Here is a 24429-nt window from a genome sequence, read left to right as displayed (position 1 = left end):
CCCCAACCGGCTGCCCTGGGGGCCGGCGGAATATCCATAATGAGCGAACAAGAACAAATCCACTCGCCAGCAAGCGGGCCTGGTGCCCGTTTGAAAGCCCAGCGTGAAGCGCTGGGCCTGAGCCTTGAGCATGTTGCTGCTCAGCTCAAGTTGTCTTCCCGGCAGATTGCTTCGATTGAAGCAGATCATTTTGACCAACTGCCGGGCAATACCTTTGCTCGCGGCTTTGTGCGCAATTACGCAAGATTGCTGCATCTGGACCCAGCGCCGGTGCTGGCTGACCTTGAGTCGCTTCTGCCGCGGGAACGGGTGCAAGTGGCTTTGCCTCACCTCGTAGAAGAGAGCAATTCTTTCTCTCTGGGCGGTGGTGGCGGGGTTGGTAGCGGCAAAGTATTGGGCTGGCTGGGTTTTGTATTGGCGTTTGTCGCGGCCGTTGCGGCCATTTTCTGGTATTTGCAACAACCGCCATCGCCCGAGCTGGCAGCCACACAAACGGCTTCTGAGCCACAAATTGAAATGGCTTCGGCACCCGCTGATGTGGTTGCAACCGCTAGCGAAGTGGCCGTTGCTTCAGCTGCCACAATGGCGGAAAGTGCAAGTCAGGTTGCCGTAGCCGTGGCTGCTTCCAAGCCTGTTCCCGTTGCGGTTGCCAGCGTGGTTGCGACTGCAGCGGTCGCATCGGCAGTTGAGGATGGTGATTTACGCATTGTGGCTGATGCCGATACCTGGGTGCAGGTTGTGGATGCCAAAGGCACCAAACTGGTCAGCAATTTGCTGACTGCAGGCACTGATCGCAGCTTTGGCGGTGTGCCGCCGTATCATGTCCGCATTGGTAATGCGCCCAAGACCAAGATCTGGTTGCGTGGCCAGGCGGTGGATTTGACTCAATATACGAAGACCGACGTTGCCTCGCTGGAACTGAAGTAAGTCTGGATAAGCAGGTTTAAGCAAGCGAAGATGATGATTACAGATAATCTCCCGCGCCGGTCAACCCGGCAGGTCCGCATTGGCAACGTCTGGGTGGGTAGTGATCACCCGGTGGTTGTGCAATCCATGACCAATACCGATACCGTTGATGCGCTGGGTACCGCCAACCAGATCTACGACCTGTGGCGTGCAGGCTCGGAGATGGTACGGATCACGGTTAACAGCCCGGAAGCAGCGGCGCAAGTTGCGCGTATTCGCGACATGCTGGCTGCCCGTGACTGCTTCGTGCCCATCGTTGGCGATTTCCACTTCAACGGTGACCGGCTGCTGCGCGACTACCCGGACTGTGCTGAAGCACTGGCCAAGTACCGGATCAATCCGGGTAACGTCGGCAAGGGCTCGAAGAAAGACGAAAAATTTGCGTACATGATCGAAAAAGCGGTCGAGTACGACAAGCCAGTGCGTATTGGCGTGAACTGGGGCTCGCTCGATCAAGCGCTGGCCGTGCGCCTGATGGACGAGAACGCCAAACTGGCCAAGCCGCTTTCTGCTGATGCGGTCATGCGCGAAGCGTTGATCCGTTCGGCGCTGGATTCCGCGGCGCAGGCCGTATCTTGGGGTTTATCTCCAGACAAAATCATTCTGTCGTGCAAGGTTTCGCACGTGCAGGATCTGATCTCGGTCTATCGCAATCTGGCTGGGCGCTGTGATTACCCGCTGCATCTGGGCCTGACTGAAGCCGGTATGGGCTCCAAAGGCATCGTGGCATCGTCGGCAGCGCTGGCGGTGCTGATGCAAGAAGGTATCGGCGATACCATCCGCATTTCGCTGACGCCTGAACCAGGTGGCGATCGCACCAAAGAAGTGATCGTGGCGCAAGAGCTGCTGCAAACCATGGGTTTGCGCTCGTTTACGCCACTGGTTACCGCCTGCCCCGGCTGTGGCCGCACTACCTCCACAGTCTTCCAGGAACTGGCGCAAGGCATTCAAACCTTTCTGCGTGAGCAAATGCCTATCTGGCGTTTGCAATATCCGGGTGTTGAAGATTTGAAAGTGGCCGTCATGGGCTGTGTGGTAAATGGTCCAGGTGAATCCAAACTGGCAGATATCGGCATCAGCTTGCCAGGTACCGGTGAAGTCCCGGTGTGCCCGGTCTATGTTGATGGCCAGAAAACCGTGACGCTGAAGGGCGAACATGTTGCCAAAGAGTTTCTGGCCATCGTCGAAGATTACGTGCTGACGCGTTACAGCGAGGGTGGGGCCAAGCGCCGCGCCGCTGACGCGATCAACAAAACCATTCCGATCAAGCAAGTCTGATCAATTGCGGCACGGGTACGGATGCTGGCTCAGCGCCGTATCCGTGCCCGTTTTTGTTTTTGGAAAACAATATCCATGAGTAAAACCATCCAGGGTGTGAAAGGTATGAACGATGTGCTGCCGCAGGAAAGTGCTGCGTGGCTGCACTTCGAAGCGGTAAGTCGCGCCTGGCTGGCCGCCTATGGCTACCGCCAGATTCGCACACCGATTGTTGAATCCACCCCCCTGTATGTGCGTGGCGTCGGCGAACATACCGATATCGTGGAAAAAGAAATGTACTCGTTCGAGGATAGCTTGAACGGGGAAAAACTGACTTTGCGTCCAGAAGGGACCGCAGGTTGCGTGCGTGCCTGTATTGAGCATGGCTTGCTGTACAACCAGACCCAGCGTCTGTGGTACACCGGCCCGATGTTCCGGCACGAGCGACCACAGAAAGGGCGCTATCGCCAGTTTCATCAATTGGGGGTAGAAGCGTTCGGTTTTACCGGCCCGGATGTGGACGCCGAATTGATTGTCATGCTGGCCGATCTCTGGGCGCGCCTTGGCCTCAAAGGGCTCGAGCTGGAAATCAACACCTTGGGTGAAGTCGCCGAGCGCGCTGCCCATCGCGCTGATCTCGTCGCCTACCTGGAGAAATACCAGGACATCCTCGACGAAGACGGCAAGCGCCGCCTCTACACCAATCCATTGCGTGTGCTGGATACCAAGAATCCGGCCTTGCAGGAAATGGCTGAAAACGCGCCCAAGCTGGTCGACTATCTGGGTGAACAATCGCGCCAGCACTTTGAGGGTTTGAAAGCCTTGCTGGACGATGCCGGGATTGCCTACCGGATCAACCCACGGTTGGTCCGGGGCCTGGATTACTACAATCTCACCGTGTTCGAGTGGATCAGCACCGATCTGGGCTCGCAGGGTACTGTGGCTGGCGGTGGTCGTTACGACGGTCTGGTGGAACAACTTGGTGGCAAGCCATGCACCGGTGTGGGTTTTGGTATGGGTATCGAGCGTATTTTGCTGGCCCTGGAAGCCCAACAGGTGGCGCTGCCCGAGCCGGAGCCCGATGTATATCTGGTGCACGCGGGTGAGCAGGCATCACGCCTGGCTTTTGGTCTGGCTATCAAATTGCGCGCGGAAGGTTTGAATGTGGTGTTGCACGGCGGTGGTGGCAGTTTCAAATCCCAATTCAAAAAAGCCGATGGCTCCAATGCGTGTTATGCGGTGGTGATCGGGGATGAAGAGGCTGCCAACAACGTTGCCAATCTCAAAACGCTGAAGGGCGAAGGGGCTGGGGAACAGGTCACACTGCCTTTGGCCGACCTGGCCGCGCGAATTCGGGCATAATCCGTAACCTGACATTGAGTGCTGGCACCGCGAACCGGCACGAATCACCAATCAACATAAAAATGCAGCGCGGGGCTGCAACAGGAAATCAGAATGGCTTTCGATTTGCAGGAACAGGAACAGATTGCCGAACTCAAGGCGGCGTGGGCCGATTGGGGCAAATATCTCGCGGGTGCGGTGGTAGTCGGTTTGCTGGCATACGGTGGCTGGACCGGCTGGAGTGCTTACCAGAGCAGTGTTGCAGAAAAAGCCGGTGCCGCTTACGCACAATTGGAAACAGATCTTACCGGTGATACCGCAAAGATTCTGGCTGACGCAGATGTCCTGAAAAAAGATTACGCAACCAGTCCGTATGCACCGCGCGCCGCTTTACTGGCAGCCAAAGCCAGTGCCCGTGCTGGTGACTTGAAGTCCGCGCAAACCCAACTGGAGTGGGCTATTGCCCACGCATCCGAGTCCGAAATCCGCGATGCAGCGCGTCTGCGTCTGACTGCGGTACAACTGGACCAGAAGCAATTTGATGCTGCGCTGAAAACACTCGCTGCTCGCGAAAACGATAGCTATACACCGCTGTTTGCAGAAGCTCGCGGCGATGTGCTGGCGGCCAAGGGCGACAACAGCGGTGCACGTGACGCATATAAGGACGCGCTGGCCAAGCTGGGTAAAGACGCGCCCAACGTTCGTTTTGTTGAAGTAAAACTCGAAGCTCTCGGAAATTCCTGATATGCCTTTGCAACGTCACTTCCTTCGCGGTTTCTGCGCTAGCGCAATTGCCTTGCTGCTCGCTGCCTGCGCCGCACCCAGCAATGCACCAACTCCATCACCGCTGCCTGTGGTCAAGAACAGTGTAGGCGTGGCGACTCAATGGCGTGCCACCGCTGGCGACAAGGCTGAATTCCTGCGCTTCCTGCCAGCCAATCTGGGGGACTTGCTGATCGTAGCAGGGGCGCCGAATCGTCTGACGGCGCTGAAACTGGCTACAGGTGGTACGCAGTGGCAGGTCAAACTGGAAAGCCCGGTGGCCGGTGGCGTTGGTGCCGGTAATGGCGTGATCGCAGTGGGTACACTCAAAGGCAAGGTTTACGCCTTCAGTGCAGATGGCAAACCTCTGTGGCAAGCTCAGGCATCGAGCGAGATCGTGGCTCCGCCAGCTGTGGGCGATGATGTTGTTTTGGTGCGTACCGGTGATGGCAAAATTTCTGCACTGGCGATCAGCGATGGCGCGGTGAAGTGGCAATACACACGCCAGATTCCGACCCTGACATTACGCAATTTTGCCCCGATCACCATCAGTGACGGCATTGCTTATACCGGCTTGCCGGCGGGTCACATTGTGGCGTTGTCCATGGCCGATGGCCGTACCATGTGGGATAGCGTGGTTTCGCAGCCCAAAGGTGCTACCGAAGTTGAGCGGGTCGCTGACGTTGTTTCGCCGCCGCTGGTGAATGGTGGTTCGGTTTGTGCCGTGTCCTATCAAGGGCGCGTAAGCTGCTTTGACCGCAGAACCGGCGCGGTAGTCTGGTCACGTGAAGCGTCCAGCTTCTCCGGCATTGCCGCAGACGGCAACAAACTGTTCCTGACCGATGATCAGGGCCATGTACGCGCTTACGAACGAGAAACCGGCCGTAGCGTATGGGATCAAGACAAACTGGCTGCGCGCATTGTTGGCGCACCGGCAATTTTAGGCGGCAATGTGGCCGTAGCTGATTATCAAGGCTATATCCATCTGCTGAACGAAGACGACGGCAGCTTTGTCGCACAATTGGCAACGGATGGCAGTCGTATCGCCGCCGCGCCGCAAACCTTCTCCGACCATCTGATCGTACAGTCGCAAAACGGCGGCGTATTTTCGGTTGGCATAAAGTAAACGAATGAAGCCAACGATTGCCCTGGTGGGGCGCCCGAATGTGGGCAAATCCACTCTGTTTAACCGGTTGACCAAAACGCGTGATGCGCTGGTCGCCGATTTCCCCGGCCTGACCCGTGACCGCCATTATGGCCACGGCAAGGTCGGTGATCGTCCGTATTTTGTTGTAGACACCGGCGGTTTTGAACCGGTGGTTGACGATGGCATTTTGCATGAAATGGCCCGGCAGACTTTGCAGGCTGTCGATGAATCCGATGCAGTCATCTTCATTGTGGATGGCCGCTCCGGCATTACGCCACAAGATAAAATCATCGCGCAGCGCTTGCGCCAAAGCGGACGTCCGATCTGGGTTGCGGTGAACAAGGTCGAGGGCATGACCCGTGGCGTGGTCACAGCCGACTTTTTTGAATTGGGTCTGGGTGATCCAATTGCCATCTCTGCCGCACACGGCGAAGGTGTACGCGAACTGATCAGCGATACGCTCGAACGGTTCCCTATCGATGAAGAAACGGCGGAGTCGGATCACCCGAAATTCGCCGTCATCGGTCGGCCAAACGTGGGAAAATCCACGCTGGTCAATGCGGTATTGGGCGAAGAGCGCGTTATTGCGTTCGACCAGCCTGGCACCACGCGCGATTCGGTCTACATCGATTTTGAGCGTAATGATCACCATTACACCATTATCGACACCGCCGGGATGCGCCGTCGCGGCAAGATTGACGACACCATCGAGAAGTTCTCGGTCGTCAAAACCATGCAGGCCGTCTCAGACGCCAACGTAGCCGTGCTGGTGCTGGATGCCACGCAAGAAGTCTCCGACCAGGATGCCCGTCTGGCCAGTTTTGTTCTGGAAACCGGCCGTGCGCTGGTGGTAGCCATCAACAAATGGGAAGCGGCAGATACCGAACAGCGTGAGCGGATCAAGCGCGAAGTGGATCGCAAGCTCGCTTTCCTTGAGTTTGCCAAATTTCACTACATTTCGGCGCTGAATGGCCAAGGCGTGGGCGATTTGTTCAAGTCGATTGATCAGGCGTATCACGCGGCCATGATCAAAATTCCAACGCCCAAACTCACGCGCGCATTGCAGATTATGGTGGAGCGTCAGCAACCGCCGCTGTCTGGCAAAATTCGCCCCAAATTGCGCTATGCCCACCAAGGTGGCACAAACCCGCCGGTGGTGATTATCCATGGCAACGCGCTGGAGCAAGTGCCCGCTGTGTATTGGCGTTATCTGGAACGCAGCTTCATGAATACGTTCAAGCTGCAAGGCACGCCGTTACGGGTGCAGTTCAAGATGGGCGCTAATCCATTCCAGGAAAAGCAGGAGGAGCCGAAAAAACTCAGCCTGCTGGAGCGGCGGAAAAAAATGCTGGCAACCAAGAAGCTGGATAATCGCAAAATGCAAGAAGCGAAGAAACAGAAGCGCTAGACACTGGCGGTGCCATTTGGCAAGGCTGCGCAAGGGTAACTTGCCTATTGGCAGCTAACTGCTTTTGTACTATAAGCGTAAGACAGGTTGTAAAAAGCAAAGCAAATGAGAAGATTTGCGAATCACCACCAACAATAACGCATCGGAGAAATAACAAATGAGTACCAAGGGGCAAATGCTACAAGACCCGTTTCTGAACATCCTGCGTAAAGAACATGTGCCGGTTTACATCTATCTGGTGAACGGCATCAAGCTGCAAGGCCAGATCGAATCGTTCGATCAGTACGTTGTCCTGTTGCGCAACAACGTAACTCAAATGGTGTACAAACACGCCATTTCGACCGTGGTGCCATCGCGTCCGGTCAATATCCCGCACGAGCATCCGCAGAACGCTACCGTGGCCGCTGCCACTCCGGAAGCCTGATCCGGGTCGCTGCTGCAGATTAAAGCCCCGGTGGTTCCTGGCCCCCGGGGTTTTTTTCTGGCCGGATGTCACCATATTGAGAAATAGCCGCGTCGCTTACTCGTGTAAGGTAAGGGCGTAATTTCGTTCCATGTTATTTCAGCAAATCTAGAAGCCATATGTTTGAACGCCACAAGGGCGGAGACCGCGCTGTCTTGGTCTGCCTCGATTTTAACGATGCAGATTACCGGGATGGGCAAGAAGAATTTGTGCAATTGGTGACATCGGCTGGCGTTACGCCGGTAGCCATGATCGAGGGCAGTCGTCGTCGACCCGATCCGGCTTTTTTTGCCGGAACCGGCAAGGTTGAGGAAATCGCCGAAGCGGTGCGCGCCAACGAGGCTGAGCTGGTGATTTTTAATCATCAGCTATCGCCAGCGCAGGAGCGCAACCTGGAACGGGCAATGCAATGCCGCGTGGTTGATCGCACAACCCTGATTCTGGATATTTTCGCGCAACGTGCTCGTACCGCAGAAGGCAAGTTGCAGGTTGAACTGGCCCAGCTGTCGCATATGTCCACGCGCCTTGTGCGCGGCTGGACTCACCTTGAGCGCCAAAAGGGCGGGGTAGGTTTGCGTGGTCCGGGCGAAACCCAGCTGGAAACCGACCGTCGTTTGCTAGGGCTTCGGGTCAAGCGGCTGAAATCCCAACTGGAGACGGTACAGCGCCAGCGCGTTACCCAGCGCAAAGCGCGCGAGCGACGCAACGAGTTCTCGGTGTCGATTGTCGGGTATACCAACGCGGGCAAGTCAACGCTATTCAATGCGCTGACCAAGGCCAATATTTATGTGGCAAATCAGTTGTTTGCCACACTGGATACGACTTCGCGCAAGCTGTTTCTGGACCATGAGCACTCGGTAGTCATCTCGGATACCGTGGGGTTTATCCGGCAATTGCCCCATACGCTGGTGGCGGCTTTCCGGGCAACTCTGGAAGAAACCATCCAGGCTGACCTGCTATTGCATGTCGTTGACGTGAATCATCCGCTGCGCGATATGCAGGTTGCCGAAGTCAATAAAGTTTTAAATGAAGTTGGTGCGGAACGCATCCCGCAAATGATGGTCTGGAACAAGATCGATCTGAAAGGGCTTGAGCCAGCAATCGAGCATGACGAGTATGATAAAATCTGTGCGGTTCGTGTAAGCGCCGCGCAGGGGGAAGGACTCGATTTGCTGCGGGGCGCGCTGGTCGATGCAATGAGTCAACCCATCGAGGAACAATAAGATCCCATGAGTCAAAACGATCCGCAGTGGGGTGGTGGCCGCAAAGATGGCCCACCCGATCTGGACGAAATCATCCGCAATTTCACTAACAAGCTGTCCCGTTTTTTTGGGGGCGGCAACCGACCTCCTTCTTCGGGGTCGGGACGCGGTATTCCTGGCGGCAGTACCGGCATTTTTGCGATTATCGGCGTCGTCATCGTGCTGTGGCTCGCGTCCGGCTTTTATGTCGTTGATGAACGCGAAAACGCGCTGATTCTGCGATTTGGCCGTTATGTCGAGACCGTCAACAAGTCGGGTCTGAAGTGGCACTATCCGTGGCCGATTGAAACCCGCGAAATCATCAATGTCACTGAAATCCGCAGTCTGGAAGTAGGCGGGCGCACGGACGGTGGCGGCGATGAGTCGATCATGCTCACCGGCGACCAGAACATCATTCAGGTGCAACTGGAAGTTCAGTACACGCTCAAATCTGCTCAAGACTTTGCTTTTGACAACCGTTTTGTTGACCGTGACGGTAAAGACATGGTCAAGCAAGCGGCGGAAACGGCAATTCGTGAAGTGATCGGTCAGAACAAGGTCGATTACGTGCTAAACGAAGGTCGCGGCAAGATTGCCGAAGACACTCGCGAACTGATCCAGAATCTGCTGGATCGTTACGGCACTGGTATCGCTGTGGCCCGCGTCAATATTTCTGACGTACAGCCGCCTGAACAAGTGCAGGCGGCTTTTGCCGATGCCGTGAAGGCGCGGCAAGATCGGGCTCGCTTGATCAACGAAGGTACAGCGTACGCCAACGACGTGATTCCGAAGGCCAGCGGTACTGCCGCACGCTTGATGGAAGAAGCCCAAGGTTACAAGCAACGCGTGGTTTCGCAGGCTGATGGTGACGCATCGCGCTTCAAGCAAGTCGCGACCGAATATGCCAAGGCCCCGCAAGTGACGCGTGAGCGGATGTATCTGGACACCATGCAGCAGATGTTCCAGAACACCACCAAAATCCTTGTGGATCAGAAAGGCAGCGGCAACTTGTTATATCTGCCGCTAGATAAACTGATCCAATCGACCAACCCCGGCCCGACTGTAGATGCAGCGAAGGCAGCGACCGCTGCTGACAATACTGCAGATGCAACGCCGGCAACGGCGGCAGCCACGCCCGCGGCATCAGACCGCGGCGTTCGTGACGGACGTTAACAGGGGGTGGCCATGAATAGAATCATTCCGACCATAGCGGTCATTCTTGTAGTTATTTTTGTATTGAGTCTTTCGCTGTTTACGGTGGATCAACGTCAGTACGCCGTCGTGTTCCAGTTCTCCGAATTCAAGCGAGTGCTGAAAGAGCCAGGTATTTTCTTCAAAGTGCCGCTGTTGCAAGACGTACGTTATTTTGACCGCCGTATTCAAAGTATCGATGAAGCTGAACCTGCCCGGATTCAGACCATCGAGAAAATGAACGTGAAGGTTGATAGCTACATCAAGTGGCAGATCGTTGATGTCGAGCGCTACTACCGTGCGGTTGGCCTGGACGAAAGCAAGGCGCGTGATCGTCTGCGCAATACAGTCAATAACATGCTGCGCGATGAGTTTGGTAAACGCACCGTGGCAGATGTGATTTCCGGTCAGCGCGATGCGGTAATGGCCAAGGTGCAGCAAGTGGCTGATGCCGATGCCGCGCGGATTGGTGTGCGCGTGGTCGACGTGCGGATCAAGCGGGTGGAGCTGGAGGACAGCACGCTGAACTCGGTCTACGAGCGCATGCAATCTGAACGTAAAGCCGTGGCTAACCAGCTACGTGCGGAAGGTTCTGCTGCAGCCGAGCAGATCAAGGCCGATGCGGATCGTCAGCGCGAAGTTTTGCTGGCCGATGCCTATAGCCAAGCACAAACCTTGAAGGGTGAGGGCGATGCCAAGGCAGCCGCCATTTATGGCGATGCTTATGGCAAGAACCCCGAGTTCTACTCGTTCTATCGCAGCCTTGAAGCCTACAAACAAAGCTTCTCCAAAAAGTCTGACATGATGGTGGTAGACCCAAGCTCCGAGTTTTTCAAATACATGAAGAGCCCCGGTGCGGCTGGCAAGCCAGGTAAATAACGGATGATTGCCGCAGCTTAGGTGGGCGATTTTGCCCTGTCGAGGCTGCGGTATTTCTCCGCAGATTTGCCGCTCGGCACGCTCGCGGTGGTAGTTCTCGCCCGCGAACCACTGCATTCATGAGATAATGCTTTCTTTGAAGATCACAGCCCCGGTGCGTTCTGCGCGCCAGGGCTTTGGTTTGTCTGGATTTTCCGCAACCCGTTGCGGGCTTCCAAAATCTGCTTTGGTTTGAACAATGCGCAACTGGATTTTGCCGGAATACATTTCCGACGTGCTGCCCCGCGAGGCTCGCCAGATTGAGGCGATGCGTCGGGGTTTGCTCGATCTTTTCTCCCGCTACGGTTATGAACTCGTCATGCCGCCGCTGGTTGAATATGTCGAGTCGCTGTTTTTGCAGGATGACCCGGCGCTCAACCTGAAAACCTTCAAGCTGGTAGACGAACTGACCGGTCGCCAGATGGGTTTGCGGGCGGATATCACGCCGCAAGTGGCGCGTATTGATGCGCATATCCTCAACCGCCAAGGCGTAACGCGGCTGTGCTATTCCGGGTCGGTGGTTAATACTCGACCGGACGGCATTTTGTCCACGCGTGAACCGCGCCAAATTGGCGCTGAAATTTATGGCTGCGCTGATGTCGCCGCTGACGTTGAAGTCATCGAACTGATGTTCGAAAGCCTGGCGCTGGCTGGTTTGAAAGACATGCGTCTGGATATTGGTCACATTGGTTTGTTCCATGCGATGGCCGATGCCGCCGGCTTGAAAGGTGATTTGCGCGATCAGACTTTCAGCGCGCTACAGCAGAAAGATTTGCCAACTCTGCGTGAAGTATCCGCAGGGCTGGATCCGGCGATTGCCAAGGGTTTGCAAGCGCTGCCTTCGCTGTATGGTGGTTACGATGTACTGGCCCGTGCTCGCGCCGCATTGCCGAATATCGCAGGCGTTGCCGAGGCGCTGGCCGCACTGGAACAACTGTCCAGCGCGCTGGCCGTTCGCAAGATTCCGGTGCGCTTTGATCTGGCCGAAGTTCGCAGCAGCGACTACCACACCGGTCTGGTATTTGCGGCTTATGCCGAAGGCTTTGCCAACGCGGTTGCACGCGGTGGCCGTTATGATCGGGTCGGTGAGAAATTTGGTCGTTCACGTCCGGCTACCGGTTTCAGCCTGGATATGCGCGAACTGAGCCGTTTGCCATTCCCCGAAGTCAAAGCGGCCATCCTCGCGCCAGCCGGTGACGATGCCACTCTGATTGCTACCGTGCGCCAGTTACGCGCGGCAGGTGAGACAGTAATTATTGATTTGGGCGTCAAGCCAGAAGAGGCGGCGGTCAATCGTCGTCTGGTTCTTAAAAACGGGCAGTGGCAGGTTGATCCGCTTGTCTGATGCGCGGGCTTTTCGCCGTACAGTCTGCTAAAAGGTGGGCTGCTTCGAGTTGTACGTATAAACGATTGTTTTATCTGGTTAAATCGAGGTTCTGAATGAGCAGAAACGTAGTCGTGGTTGGTACCCAATGGGGTGACGAAGGCAAGGGCAAGATCGTCGATTGGCTGACCGATCATGCACAAGGCGTTGTCCGTTTCCAGGGCGGTCACAATGCTGGCCACACGCTGGTTGTGGGCGGCAAGAAAACCGTCTTGCGTTTGATCCCGTCCGGCATCCTGCATGCGAACAAAGCATGTTTCATTGGCAATGGCGTAGTTCTTTCGCCTGAAGCGCTGCTCAAGGAAATCGATGAGCTGAGCGCTGCCGGTATCGATGTCGCCAGCCGCTTGCGCATTTCTGAAGCGTGCCCGCTGATCCTGCCGTATCACATTGCGCTGGACCAGGCTCGCGAATCGGCTGCCGGTGAGGCCAAGATCGGTACTACCGGCCGCGGTATCGGCCCGGCTTATGAAGACAAAGTGGCACGTCGTGCGATTCGCTTGCAAGACCTGTTCCACGAAGAGCGCTTTGCGGCCAAGCTCAAGGAAAACCTTGAGTACTACAACTTCCTGCTGACCCAATACTTCAAGGCTCCGGCGCTGGACTTCCAGCAAGTCTATGACCAGACCCTGAGCTTTGCTGCCCGCATCAAGCCGATGATGGCCGATGTCTCACGCACCCTGTACGACCTGAACAAGGAAGGCAAAGCCATTCTGTTTGAGGGCGCACAAGGTACACTGCTGGACGTGGACCACGGTACTTATCCGTTTGTGACGTCGTCCAACTGTGTGGCGGGTGCCGCGGCTCCTGGCGCCGGTGTGGCACCACAAATGCTGCAATACGTGCTGGGCATCGTAAAGGCATATACCACTCGCGTGGGTTCCGGCCCGTTCCCGACTGAACTGTTTGACGAAGTCGGCGCTGGCCTGGCCAAGCGCGGCAACGAGTTTGGTTCGGTTACTGGCCGTCCGCGTCGTTGTGGCTGGTTCGACGCGGCTGCGCTCAAGCGCTCAATCCAGATCAACGGTGTTTCCGGTCTGTGTGTGACCAAACTGGACGTGATGGATGGCATTGAAACCATCAACCTGTGCGTCGGTTACAAAGTCGATGGCAAGGTTGTGGATATCCTGCCGGTAGGCGCTGAAGAAATCGCCCGTTGCGAGCCGGTTTACGAAGAAATGCCGGGCTGGAAAGAATCCACCTTTGGTATCAAACGGCTGGAAGACCTGCCAGCTAACGCCCGTGCTTACCTCAAGCGCGTGGAAGAAGTTTGCGAAGCCCCGGTTGACATGATTTCGACTGGTCCGGATCGCGAAGAAACCATCGTGTTGCGTCACCCGTTCGGTCACTAAGCCGAAGCTTGGCGTATTCAACAAAAAGCCCCGCTCTATGCGGGGCTTTTTGTTTCTGGCTGCAAGAGGGGCGGGTCAGGTTTTGAGTTGTTCCAGCACGTCCTCGCAGTGTGAGTGGGCCGACTGGAAATCCAGCGTATCGATGGCTTGACCAATTTTTTCGCTGTGTTCTGGATAGACCGCGCTCAAGCCATTTTTTATCTGCTCGAACACCTGCATGGCCTGCATATTGGCAGTCGCCAGCAACCTGGACAGATTTTCCAGTTCGGCGGCCAACCGAGGATTGGACGGCGGCGGTGCGGCTGGCGGCGCGTTGGCTGCCTGCAAAATATCAGCCAGCGCTTTGACATCAGTGCAGGTTTGCTCCAGTGCTGCCTGGATGGATACCAGCAAGTCGCTCAGTTTGCTGCTGTTTTGGCCCTCGCGCATGGCTATTTCCGCTTGCCGTACCTGCAATGCCAGATCAGTTGCGCCGACGGTGCCCGCGGTGCCTTTGAGCGTATGCAGCAGCCGCGCCAGCGTGTCCTCCGGATCACCAACTTGCCATTGTTTGAGTTGTTCGGCGTTCTGGGTACTGGCACCCAGAAAGCTGCCTAGCGCCCATTCGAACAGTGGCAAATCTCCACCCAAGCGCGCCAGTGCCACCGAGATGTCCAGCCCGCGCTCGCCAGACAGTTTGAGTGCCGCCTGCGGTATGACGCCGCTGGTTTTTTGCAGGGCAGGTGGCGTTGGCAACAGCGGGGCGCCAACCCTGGTGAATTGCTTGATCACTGCAACCAGTTGATTCAGATCGAAAGGCTTGCCGATATGCTCATCCATGCCTGCATCCAGGCACGCAATGCGATCACTGGCCATGGCGTTGGCGGTCATGGCAATGATGGGAAGGGTGCGCAGCCCCAGCTTGTGGCGGATTTCGCGGGTTGCGGCGTAGCCATCCATGTCCGGCATCTGGATATCCATCAATACCGCATCATATTGCGGATTAGCCGCTTGTACTGCTGCAACACCCTCAATGCCACCGCCCGCCACATCCACCAGTGCACCTTCGTTGCGTAACAGTTCACGTGCTACTTGCTGGTTGGTCGGGTTATCTTCAACCAGTAGCAGACGCAGCCCGGTTAACCGTTGCATCCGGGGTTGGGTGGCAGGAGCCGCGGCGAACTGCAGGTTCTGGTTGGCACGGGCATCAGCTACCGCATCAAACAGGGTGGACGTTGTGATTGGCTTGACCAGAAAGCCATCCAGCAAGGCTTGCTCGCTGGCCAGGCGTTGCGCCAGCATTTCGCGCCCGTATGCGGTCACCATGACGATTAATGGTGAAGTATTGGCGGGCGAAATCTGGCGGATATGTTCGGCTGTCTGCCAGCCGTCCATTTCCGGCATGGCCCAGTCTACAAAGATGACGTCATACACCCGGCCACGTTGAATGCTTTGTTCCAGCAACGACAAAGCCGCAGCGCCTGACTCTGCCAGATCGGCATGCCATCCGAGCGAGTCCAGCATGCGCGAGATCACTCCGCGGGCGCTGGCGTTGTCATCGACTACCAGTGCCCGTACGCCGCGCAGGTTGGCCAGCGCCGAAGTCGAAGGCGTGATGGCTTCCTGGACAGCAGCTTGCAGCGTCACTTCAAAATGGAATGTACTGCCTTTGCCGAGCTGACTTTCAACCTTAAGCTGCCCACCCATCAAGTGCACCAGACGCTGGCTGATGGCCAGCCCCAAACCCGTGCCGCCAAACCGGCGAGTGGTGGACACTTCGGCCTGTGAGAAACCGTCAAAGACGGCTGCGAGTTGTTCCGGATTGATGCCAATGCCGGTATCGCGTACCGAAAAAAAGATAGTGAGCAGGTCGTTGCTGCGTCGTTTCAGCCGCACAGAAAGAACCACCTCGCCATGTTCGGTGAACTTGATCGCATTGCCGGCAAGATTGATCAGCACCTGTTGCAGACGTAAAGCATCGCCCACAACCATTTCAGGAACTGCCGCGTCGATATCAAACAGGATTTCGAGGTCCTTCTGCCCGGCGCTGGCGGACAAGATCACCCCGATATCGCGCAGGAGTTTGTCCAGCATGAACGGATGCGGGTCCAGTTCGAGCTTGCCGGCCTCAACCTTGGAAAAATCCAGAATATCGTTGAGCAAACCAAGTAATGCTTTGGCGGCAGATTCGGCTTTTTCGGTGTAATCGTACTGGCGATTGTTTAGCTCGGTTTGCTGCAGCAATTGCAACATGCCGAGAATGGCATTCATGGGCGTACGGATTTCGTGACTCATATTGGCCAGAAAGTCCGACTTAGCCCGAGTGGCCGATTCCGCGCTTTCCTTGGCCTGGCGCAGAATGGTTTCGTCATGCTTGTGGGTCGTCAGGTCTACGGCCATTCCGAGGTAACCAAAGATATTCCCGTCCTCGTCGCGCAAACTGCTGGTGGTCAGCAAAACCGGGACGCGTTTGCCGTCCTTGCTGATGTAGGTCCACTCGTTGGAGTCGGTTTTACCCTGCTGGATTTTGGCGGTAAAAACCTCAAAACCGGGTTCGACCACTCGGCCAAGCTCAATACTTAATACCGCAGCGCGTGCCGCCACTTCAGCCGGATCGTGAAACAGCGCGGGCGTTTCCAGCCCGATCATTTCACCCGCCTCGTAACCCAGCAGGCGCTCGGCTGCCGGGTTGAACAGTTTGATCGTGCCGTCCCTGTCGGTGGCAATGATTGAATAACCAGCGCTATCCAGAATGGCCTGTTGCAGGGCAGAGAAAGCCTGGATTTGCATGGTCCGTTCTTCAACCTGCTGCTCCAGCGTGGCGTTGAGCTGCATGATTTGCGCTTCATTCGCCTTCTGAACGCTGATATCCCGAACGGTTTTGGCCGCGCCTTCAATCTGGCCATGCGCGCCACGGATAGGCGAGACGGTCACCGACACTGGCAATGTGCTGCCATCTTTGCGCTGGCGGATGGTTTCAAAGTGCGGCACGGATTCACCTCGTCCGACCCGATCCAGAATGTCAGTTTCTTCCTGGGCGCGATCATCCGGTACCACCAGTTCCCGAATGGTGCGACCAATGGCTTCCTGGGCGGAATACCCGAACATGGCCTGAGCGGCAGAATTCCAGCTGGTGACTACGCCTTGCAGTGTTTTGCCAATAATAGCGTCGTTGGAGCCTTCGACAATGGCGGCCAGTCTGGACTGGGCCTCAGAAGCTCTGAGCCGGCGGCTCACGTTGAGCAGGTAAAAATAGATTAACCCGGCCAGCAACAGCGCGCAGGCCATGACCAACAACGCGGGTTCCAGCGGTGATAACAGATTGAGACTGCGGATAAAACGCGGCGTAGCCTTGATCTGCACGTGCCAAAGTTGGCCGTAGCGCTGAATGTCGGCTTGATAGGTCAGGTTCCCGATGGCAGAAAGGTTGCTCTGGGGCGAGGCAAAAAACTGAACTGTCTGCCCCGTTGAATCCTGGCCGGATAAAGTCACCGATAACTCACCGTCACGGTAATCCAGCCGTTTCATCACCTCATCGACCACCAGTGGTGTGTATACCCAGCCGATGGTTGCGGCCTCCCGTTCGGCTATCGTCGCGGGTGTGGTGCCCGAACGATAGACCGGCAAGACCATCAGGAATCCGCGATTGGATTGCCCAGTGGGCAAGGTCAGCATAACGGGACGGCTAAGCGTGGCTGTGCCGCTTTTTATTGCAGCCAGCAGCGCTTGTTCGCGGGAGGGCTCTGAGGCGAGATCCAGGCCAATGACCGGATTTTTGTCATTTTCGGGCACAAAATACTGCACGAGGTATTTTTCCCCGGAATGGGGCGCAAACTGGCTGATACGAAAATCCGGATGGTCCTGATTGCGTTCGCTGGCAATAAAGGCCGCTTCCTCTTCTGGTTTTACCCGCCGGATAAAGCCGTAGCCCCGGGCTCCGGGGTATTCCGAACCAATATCCAGCGATTCGCCGTATTCTTTGAAGCGGTCCCGCGTGATGTTGGCTCCGCCAGCGCCGATGATGGTGCCGCGCGCGCCACGCAAGCCATATTCATAGATATGCATTTGCAGGTTGATTTGATCAACCGCGCGCCCGGAGCGGGAGAGAAACCGGCGCTCGGCGGCTTTCTCGTTATCAATCTGCTGGCGGTGAGCCAGGACGGTAGAGAACACCAGGCCAATCAGGACGATGGCCAGCGGCAACCATTTGGGGTTGTTGGATTGCAAGCGAGAGATCTCCCGGTAACGCGCTACGCTAGCACGATGGTGCGTGCGCTGTCTGCTGCCAACAATTGCATTCACAATGAAGACAGCTTGGCGAAAAATATGTTTTTATCGTCAATTAAGTGCTATCTAGGAAAGGCGCTGATATTTCATTAGTAAATGCCTATATAGCAAATTCATGGCCATTTAGCCTGGAGAGAAATTCAACGTGTTTGCTGTCGAAGAGCAATGGCCGCAGCCTACGATCTTGATCGTTGATGACGCAGTCGAGAATATCAAGCTGATAAGTCATGCCTTGCAAGGCATGGGAGAACTGCTTTTTGCCACGAACGGCCCGGACGCCTTGCGCGTTGCCGATAGCAGTCGGCCCGATCTGGTCATTCTCGATATCGAAATGCCCGGCATGGATGGGTATGCCGTTTGCAACGCGCTCAAGGCTAATCCTTACACCAGCGAATGCGCGGTGATCTTTGTTACCGCCCATGAAGGCACGTCCTGGGAGACGCAATCTCTGGCGGCAGGAGGGCTGGATTTTCTGAACAAGCCGCTCAATGTGCCGATTTGTCGGCTACGAGTGCAAAACCAGCTCACCTTGAAACGGCAGAAAGACCAACTCGCACAAACCCGGCGGGATTTGGCCGATCTGGTGCACCACTTGCCATCATTCGTAGCGTTTTGGGGTGCGGATACCCATAACCGTTACTGCAACGATCAGTTGGGGCACTGGTTTGGCATTTCCGCTTCGCGCATGTTGGGAATGACTCTAGACGCGGTGTTGAATGAAGAAACCCTGTTGCAACTGCGGCCGCACTGGGAGGAAGCCATGCGGGGGCGCACGGTTACGGTGGAGATGACGCTGTTTCCCTCATCCAGCCGCCGCCGTTTTGCGCAGACCACGCTGGTGCCGAACTGGCAACTGGGCTCGGTGGCAGGGCTGCTGATGGTGCTTACCGATATCACCGATCGCAAGCTGGCCGAGCGCGCGCTGTGGGATGAAAAAGAGCGCATGCGCATTACGCTCAATTCAATTGGCGATGCCGTTATTGCAACTGATCCGCAAGGATTGGTGACGTTTGTTAATCCGATCGCCGAGGAAATGACCGGCTGGCATACGGCCGATGCCTTGGGCAAACCCATCGAAACCGTGATGGAATTGCGCGATTCAAATAACGGCCACGTATTGCGCAATCCGATTTATCTGGCGCTCAAGGAGGCGCGGATCGTGGGCATGGCGCTCAATTGCAATTTGATTGCCTTGAGTGGCCAGCAATCTGCGGTCGAGGATTCCGCTGCCCCGATACGCAATCAGGCGGGCGAGATTACCGGCGCAATTATTGTGTTTCGTGATGCCAGCGAAGCGCGCGCCATGGCGATCAAGATGAGTTATCTAGCCAGCCACGATCCGCTCACCGGGCTTCCCAATCGCTTGCTGTTGCAAGACCGTATCTCGCACGGTTTGCAGGTGGCTCGCTGGAGCCAGACACATGTGGCCATGCTGCTGCTCGATCTGGACTACTTCAAGTTTATAAATGATTCGATTGGTTATACCGCAGGCGACGACCTGCTGCGTCAAGTGGCCCGCCGCCTGGAAAACGTACTGACGGCCAGTGGCACGATAGGTCGACTGGGCGGTGACGAGTTTGTCATTCTGCTGCCGGAGCTGCGTTCGATTACCGAGGCCGACGAAGCGGCGACCAAGTTGCTGGGTGCAATGACTGAGCCATTTGAACTCGATGGCAAGCAATTCAATCTGTCGATCAGCGTGGGGATCAGTTTGTTTCCGGATGACAGCTCCGATGAAGAAACGCTGATGCGGCATGCTGACGTGGCCATGCATCGGGCCAAGCAGGATGGCCGCAATCGCTACCGTTTCTTCTCTACCGAACTGGAAGACCTGGTATTAAGCCGTCACTTGCTGGAGCGCCATCTGCGTGAAGCGCTGCAGGAAAAACGTTTTGAAGTGTTCTACCAAAGCAAAGTGGATACGCGCCAGGGCAAGGTGATTGGCGCTGAAGCGCTGGTGCGGATGTACAACACCGACGGCGAGTTGCTGATGCCGGCGCGGTTCATTTCGCTGGCTGAAGAAACCGGCCTGATTGTGCCGTTGGGCAAAATGGTGCTGGAAACAGCCTGTCGCCAAGCCGCCAGCTGGATGGCTCAAGGGCATCCGTTGAAAATGTCGGTCAATATTTCGGCTGCGCAGTTTTCTGCCGGCAATTTGCCGCAGCTGATTGCCGAAACCCTGAACGAAACCGGTTTGCCTCCAGCCATGCTGGAACTGGAAATCACCGAAGGCACCTTGATGCGGGAAGCCGACGCCGCACGCGAGATATTGGTGGCGCTCAAGGAATTAGGCGTGAACATTTCGCTGGATGATTTTGGCACTGGCTATTCCAGTCTTGCCTATCTCAAGCGCTTCCCGCTGGACACACTGAAAATCGACCAGTCTTTTGTGCGCGACATGCTTAACGACACCAATGATCTGGCGATTATCCAGACCATTGTTGCGTTGGGAAACACGCTCGGCATGGAGTTGGTGGCAGAAGGGGTGGAATTGCTTGAACAAGCTGAGAAGTTGGGTGAAATAGGCTGCCACATCATGCAGGGTTATCTATACGACAAGCCCAAACCGGCTCGCGAATGGCAGTTTGCAGACCCGCCTGCCATATCGTGGAAGTCTGATTCCTGAGTTTCGAGCGGGGCGCTCCCCACAAAATCACGCGGCTGGGGTGTCGCGTGCCAGCGCTGCGCAGGCTTGATTGACGGCATGTTTGTTGGGGATATTACTGCATGTTTTCAGGGGGATTCAGCATCTTGCCGTTTATCGGGCAGGTGACATTGTTACTGGATTGAGAATCGTTCTTGCAAGATAATGAGAACAGTTATCAGTAACAAGGGTCTTTCTGATGTACGTCTGTATCTGCAATGGGGTTACGGAAAAAGCCATTCATGTCGCCGTTGAAAAGGGCGCACGCACATTTACGCAGTTGCAGATGGCAACCGGCGCGGGCACGTGTTGCGGCCAGTGCACAACTTGCGCCAAAGACACCATGATGGATGCCATTGAAGCTGAGGCCATTCGCGGGTGGGAAGAAATGGACGCCGTGGCGGCCTGATCGCGAGCGGATCAACGGGTCTGATGACCAGAATTCAGAAAACAGCCGAGTTTATCTCGGCTGTTTTCGTTTTCAGCCAGGACTTTGTTTACTTACTTCTGCTAATGCGTCGCCATCGCGCTGGCAATCAAGTAGGGCTGCCGCTGCCCATTTGCGATTGCAGGTAGTTGTGCAGGCCGACAGCACCCAGCAAGAACAGTTGTTGTTCCAGCCAATGGGCGTGATCGACTTCAGTGTCATCCAGCAACTCAACCAGCATTTCGCGAGTGACATAGTCTTGCTCACGTTCGGCCAGGGCAATGGTTGCTTTCAGTGCAGTGGCTACTTCGTATTCGGTATCCAGATCATTCTTGAGCATGGTCGGAACATCGGTGCCGATGCGCAGGGCAGTGCGTGCCGCCACATTAGGCATGCCTTCCAGAAACAAAATGCGTTCCATCAGTTTGGTGGCGTGGCCGATTTCGTCCTGGCGCTCATGGTCAATGCGCTCAAACAGTCGGTGATAACCCCAGTTTTTGTACATCTGGCTGTGCAGAAAGTACTGATCAATAGAGGTCAGTTCTGCTGCGAGCAACCGGTTCAATGCGTCGATAACGCTGGTTTTGCCTTGCATGGTGGTTCTGCTCCTCAGTCGCCCATCTGTGCTTGCAGATAGTTGGCAATGCCTACTTCTGGAATCAGACCAAGTTGGGTTTCAACCCAATCCAGGTACTCTTCTTCTTCTTCCAGCATCTCGGTCAATACATCACGGCTGACGTAATCCTGAGCAGACTCGGCGTTTTCGATTGCCTGGCGCAGGGTGGTCAGGTATCCGGTTACCAGCTTTAGATCACAGGACAACATCTCCTGCGGATTTTCGCCAATCATCAGCTTGCCCAGTTGCTGCAAATTGGGCAGGCCTTCCAGAAACAGAATCCGTTCGATCAGTTCGTCGGCGCGCTTCATGGCATGGATAGACTCATGATAAACATGGTCATTCAGCCGTTTATAGCCCCAGTTTTTGTACATGCGCGCATGCAGAAAAAACTGGTTAATGGCGGTCAATTCGTTGGTGAGCACCGTATTGAGTGCTTTCACCACATCAGGATTTCCCTGCATGATGCTTTCCTCTTGTTGTCTGGCTGACCTTGCATTTTAGAACAGTCGTGCCCGGATCACTGCGATAATTCATCCGTTTCCAGCGCTAGATGGATCATGATAGGCTGCGCGCCGAGGCCATAAAGGTATAGATCACCATGAACCAGACCCCGATTTCCCAGGATTTGATCCAGCTTGCCCATGAGCTGGCCGATATTTCCGGGCAGACCATCCGCGGCTATTACCGCCACGAATTTGCGATTGTCTCCAAAGATGATGACAGCCCGGTCACCATTGCCGACCGTGAAGCCGAGCGCGTCATGCGCGAGCGGATTCGTGCTGCGCGCCCCAATGACGGCATCATTGGTGAAGAACATGGCGAAGAAAATGTCGATGCCGAATGGGTCTGGGTGCTTGATCCGATTGATGGCACCAAGTCATTCACTGTCGGCCGCCCTTTGTTTGTCACGCTGATTGGCCTGCTGCATTTTGGCAGGCCGGTGCTGGGCGTAATCAACCAGCCCATTGTGAACGACCGCTGGATTGGCGGCGTCGGCGTGCCCACCACGCTCAACGGTCGCCCGGTTCAGGGCAGTGATATCAGAGAGGTATCTGCCGCGCGCATTGGCACCACCGGCCCGGAACATCTGCAAACCTGCGCGCAAGTGTTTGCTGAACTGGTCAAGGCCTGCCGTTATCCGGTGTATGGCGGTGATGGTTATCTGTATGGCCAGGTGGCCGCTGGCTGGCTGGATGTGGTGGTGGAAGAGGGCCTCAAGCTGCATGACTTTGCCGCATTGGCGCCGGTGGTGATTGGCGCTGGTGGCGCAATGACCGACTGGCAGGGCGAACCATTGCGCCTGGGTAGTGCCGGTCGGGTGCTGGCGGCGGCCAATGCAGATTTGCATGCACAGGTGCTCCCCGCGCTGCGCAGCTTGCCGGTATAATGGCGCCTATTCCAAGCAGTCAAACCCAGAATTCAAACACGGCGTTCGCATCCATGGCTCAAGACATCAACTACGTTTCCGATTTCACCAAGTTCATGCAGGGTTATCTGACCGAGCATCAAGACGTGGCCAAAGGCCAGCTTGAAGGCCGTGCATTGCTGTGGGACAAAGCGCCGATCAATCTGGATGAAACGGCTCGCAACGACGCATCGCGTATTGAACAGAAGCCTTATCCGTATCAAGCCGACTGATCTGGCCGGTTCAATAAAAAACGCCACCATAGAGTGGCGTTTTTTATTGTTATTCGATTTGCGAGCGACCACTGGGCGAAGGGGCGATCAAGCCTTGTCGCCTGCGCCAGTCAGCATCCGCTATGTCAGGCCATGGCGCCAGCATGTTAAGATTCGGCCCTTCAGATTTGACGCCCAGACTGTTCGCCTCAGGAGCCCCCATGCGTATCGGAACACCGCTTTCCCCTTCTGCCACCCGTGTCATGCTGCTTGGCTGCGGCGAACTGGGTAAAGAAGTCATCATTGCCTTGCAGCGTCTGGGCGTTGAGGTCATCGGCGTTGATCGCTATCCCGATGCACCGGGCATGCAGGTCGCACATCGTAGCCACGTAATCAACATGGCTGACCCGGTCGCCTTGCGCGCGCTGGTTGAACAAGAACGTCCGCACTTGATCGTGCCCGAGATTGAAGCGATTGCCACCGAGGAACTGCTGCGCATTGAGGCCGATGGCCTGGCAGAAGTAATCCCGACTGCCCGCGCGACTAACCTGACCATGAATCGCGAAGGCATCCGTCGCCTGGCCGCAGAAGAACTGGGTTTGCCGACTTCGCCGTACCGTTTCGCCAGTTCGTTGGCAGAAATGCAAGCCGCCATCGCGGAGATTGGTTTCCCGTGTCTGGTCAAACCGGTGATGTCTTCGTCCGGTAAAGGCCAATCCACTTTGCGCTCCGAAGCGGACGTGATCCCGGCTTGGGAGTACGCCGCCAGCGGCAGCCGCGTGAATCAAGGCAAAGTAATTGTTGAAGGCTTTATTGACTTTGATTACGAGATCACCGAACTGACCGTGCGCGCTGTGGGTGCTTCGGGCAATGTCGAAACCTTCTTCTGCGATCCAATCGGCCATGTGCAAGTGAAGGGCGATTATGTGGAAAGTTGGCAGCCGCAAAAGATGAGCCCGCTGGCACTGGAACGCTCGCGTGAGATCGCGCAAAAGATCACCAGCAATCTGGGCGGTCGAGGCCTGTTTGGCGTGGAACTGTTTGTGAAGGGCGACGATGTCTGGTTCTCGGAAGTCAGCCCGCGCCCGCACGATACCGGTCTGGTTACGCTGATGACGCAACGTTTCTCCGAGTTTGAATTGCACGCCCGCGCCATCCTCAAATTGCCGGTTGACGTGGCACTGCGTGAACAAGGCGCCAGCGCTGTTATTTACGGTGCGATGAACGAGCAGGGCATTGCATTTGAAGGCGTAGAACAAGCGTTGACCGTACCCCGTGTTGATCTGCGCCTGTTCGGCAAACCAGAGGCATTCGAACGTCGCCGCATGGGCGTGGTGGTGGCTGCCGGTGCTGATACAGATGAAGCGCGTGATCGGGCCAAGCATGCTGCCAGCCTGGTGAAACCTGTGAAGCACGAGGTTTGAGT

The 24429-nt window shown here is 56.0% G+C and carries 20 protein-coding genes; 17 read left to right on the top strand and 3 right to left on the bottom strand.

The annotated features are described in order from the left end of the window. Positions 1-39: 39 nt before the first annotated feature. The 12 genes from N7220_RS01405 (at position 40) to N7220_RS01350 (ending at position 13430) form a co-directional block, all read left to right on the top strand. Positions 40-927 (top strand): helix-turn-helix domain-containing protein, encoded by an 888-nt coding sequence (locus tag N7220_RS01405; protein WP_283149686.1) that lies wholly within the window; start codon positions 40-42, stop codon positions 925-927. A gap of 33 nt (positions 928-960) precedes the next feature. Further along, positions 961-2244, top strand: coding sequence for a flavodoxin-dependent (E)-4-hydroxy-3-methylbut-2-enyl-diphosphate synthase (gene ispG / locus N7220_RS01400; protein WP_283151468.1), 1284 nt, complete (start codon positions 961-963; stop codon positions 2242-2244). Positions 2245-2319: 75 nt separating this feature from the next. Continuing rightward, positions 2320-3585 carry a histidine--tRNA ligase gene (gene hisS / locus N7220_RS01395; protein WP_283149685.1) on the top strand — a complete coding sequence of 422 codons (1266 nt, stop codon included), beginning with the start codon at positions 2320-2322 and terminating at the stop codon, positions 3583-3585. A 93-nt stretch (positions 3586-3678) separates the two neighbouring features. Further along, positions 3679-4308 (top strand): YfgM family protein, encoded by a 630-nt coding sequence (locus tag N7220_RS01390; protein ID WP_283149684.1) that lies wholly within the window; start codon positions 3679-3681, stop codon positions 4306-4308. Position 4309: 1 nt separating this feature from the next. Continuing rightward, positions 4310-5452 carry an outer membrane protein assembly factor BamB gene (gene bamB / locus N7220_RS01385; protein WP_283149683.1) on the top strand — a complete coding sequence of 381 codons (1143 nt, stop codon included), beginning with the start codon at positions 4310-4312 and terminating at the stop codon, positions 5450-5452. 4 nt (positions 5453-5456) lie between these two features. After that, positions 5457-6881, top strand: a complete 1425-nt coding sequence (der, locus tag N7220_RS01380) for a ribosome biogenesis GTPase Der (RefSeq protein WP_283149682.1) — start codon at positions 5457-5459, stop codon at positions 6879-6881. A gap of 157 nt (positions 6882-7038) precedes the next feature. Next, complete coding sequence (hfq, locus tag N7220_RS01375) at positions 7039-7305, top strand: RNA chaperone Hfq (protein WP_283149681.1); 267 nt, start codon at positions 7039-7041, stop codon at positions 7303-7305. A gap of 158 nt (positions 7306-7463) precedes the next feature. Next, entirely contained in the window at positions 7464-8567 is a 1104-nt protein-coding gene (hflX, locus tag N7220_RS01370) for a GTPase HflX (RefSeq protein ID WP_283149680.1), read from the top strand. Positions 8568-8573: 6 nt separating this feature from the next. Further along, complete coding sequence (hflK, locus tag N7220_RS01365; RefSeq protein ID WP_283149679.1) at positions 8574-9758, top strand: FtsH protease activity modulator HflK; 1185 nt, start codon at positions 8574-8576, stop codon at positions 9756-9758. Positions 9759-9770: 12 nt separating this feature from the next. Further along, complete coding sequence (gene hflC, locus N7220_RS01360; RefSeq protein ID WP_283149678.1) at positions 9771-10655, top strand: protease modulator HflC; 885 nt, start codon at positions 9771-9773, stop codon at positions 10653-10655. A gap of 238 nt (positions 10656-10893) precedes the next feature. Beyond that, positions 10894-12039, top strand: coding sequence for an ATP phosphoribosyltransferase regulatory subunit (locus tag N7220_RS01355; RefSeq protein ID WP_283149677.1), 1146 nt, complete (start codon positions 10894-10896; stop codon positions 12037-12039). 95 nt (positions 12040-12134) lie between these two features. Next, positions 12135-13430, top strand: coding sequence for an adenylosuccinate synthase (locus N7220_RS01350; RefSeq protein ID WP_283149676.1), 1296 nt, complete (start codon positions 12135-12137; stop codon positions 13428-13430). A 75-nt stretch (positions 13431-13505) separates the two neighbouring features. On the opposite strand, the gene N7220_RS01345 is transcribed toward N7220_RS01350, so the two are convergent. Next, positions 13506-17636 carry a CHASE domain-containing protein gene (locus tag N7220_RS01345; protein ID WP_283149675.1) on the bottom strand — a complete coding sequence of 1377 codons (4131 nt, stop codon included), beginning with the start codon at positions 17634-17636 and terminating at the stop codon, positions 13506-13508. 205 nt (positions 17637-17841) lie between these two features. Between N7220_RS01345 and N7220_RS01340 the strand changes: the two genes are divergently transcribed. Both N7220_RS01340 and N7220_RS01335 read left to right on the top strand, forming a co-directional pair. After that, the gene (locus tag N7220_RS01340) at positions 17842-20322 is read left to right on the top strand and encodes a two-component system response regulator (protein WP_283149674.1); all 2481 of its coding nucleotides are present in this window, start codon (positions 17842-17844) and stop codon (positions 20320-20322) included. Positions 20323-20539: 217 nt separating this feature from the next. Further along, a complete protein-coding gene (locus N7220_RS01335) occupies positions 20540-20749 on the top strand; it encodes a (2Fe-2S)-binding protein (RefSeq protein WP_283149673.1) in 210 nt (69 codons plus the stop codon). A gap of 127 nt (positions 20750-20876) precedes the next feature. Here the strand turns inward: N7220_RS01335 and bfr (N7220_RS01330) are convergent, their stop codons facing one another. Beyond that, positions 20877-21362 carry a bacterioferritin gene (gene bfr, locus N7220_RS01330; protein WP_283149672.1) on the bottom strand — a complete coding sequence of 162 codons (486 nt, stop codon included), beginning with the start codon at positions 21360-21362 and terminating at the stop codon, positions 20877-20879. 14 nt (positions 21363-21376) lie between these two features. Beyond that, a complete protein-coding gene (bfr, locus tag N7220_RS01325; protein ID WP_283149671.1) occupies positions 21377-21847 on the bottom strand; it encodes a bacterioferritin in 471 nt (156 codons plus the stop codon). Positions 21848-21984: 137 nt separating this feature from the next. Here bfr (N7220_RS01325) and N7220_RS01320 point away from each other — a divergent pair, with 137 nt between their 5' ends. From N7220_RS01320 to purT, 3 genes are all read left to right on the top strand, one after another. Further along, positions 21985-22773, top strand: a complete 789-nt coding sequence (locus N7220_RS01320; protein ID WP_283149670.1) for an inositol monophosphatase family protein — start codon at positions 21985-21987, stop codon at positions 22771-22773. A 53-nt stretch (positions 22774-22826) separates the two neighbouring features. Further along, the gene (locus tag N7220_RS01315) at positions 22827-23024 is read left to right on the top strand and encodes a DUF3460 family protein (protein WP_283149669.1); all 198 of its coding nucleotides are present in this window, start codon (positions 22827-22829) and stop codon (positions 23022-23024) included. 200 nt (positions 23025-23224) lie between these two features. Beyond that, the gene (gene purT / locus N7220_RS01310) at positions 23225-24427 is read left to right on the top strand and encodes a formate-dependent phosphoribosylglycinamide formyltransferase (protein ID WP_283149668.1); all 1203 of its coding nucleotides are present in this window, start codon (positions 23225-23227) and stop codon (positions 24425-24427) included. Positions 24428-24429: the final 2 nt, after the last annotated feature.

The sequence above is a fragment of the Silvimonas soli genome (genome assembly GCF_030035605.1).
In the GTDB taxonomy this organism is placed as follows: Bacteria; Pseudomonadota; Gammaproteobacteria; order Burkholderiales; family Chitinibacteraceae; genus Silvimonas; species Silvimonas soli.
This window is presented reverse-complemented; position numbering and strand designations above follow the sequence as displayed.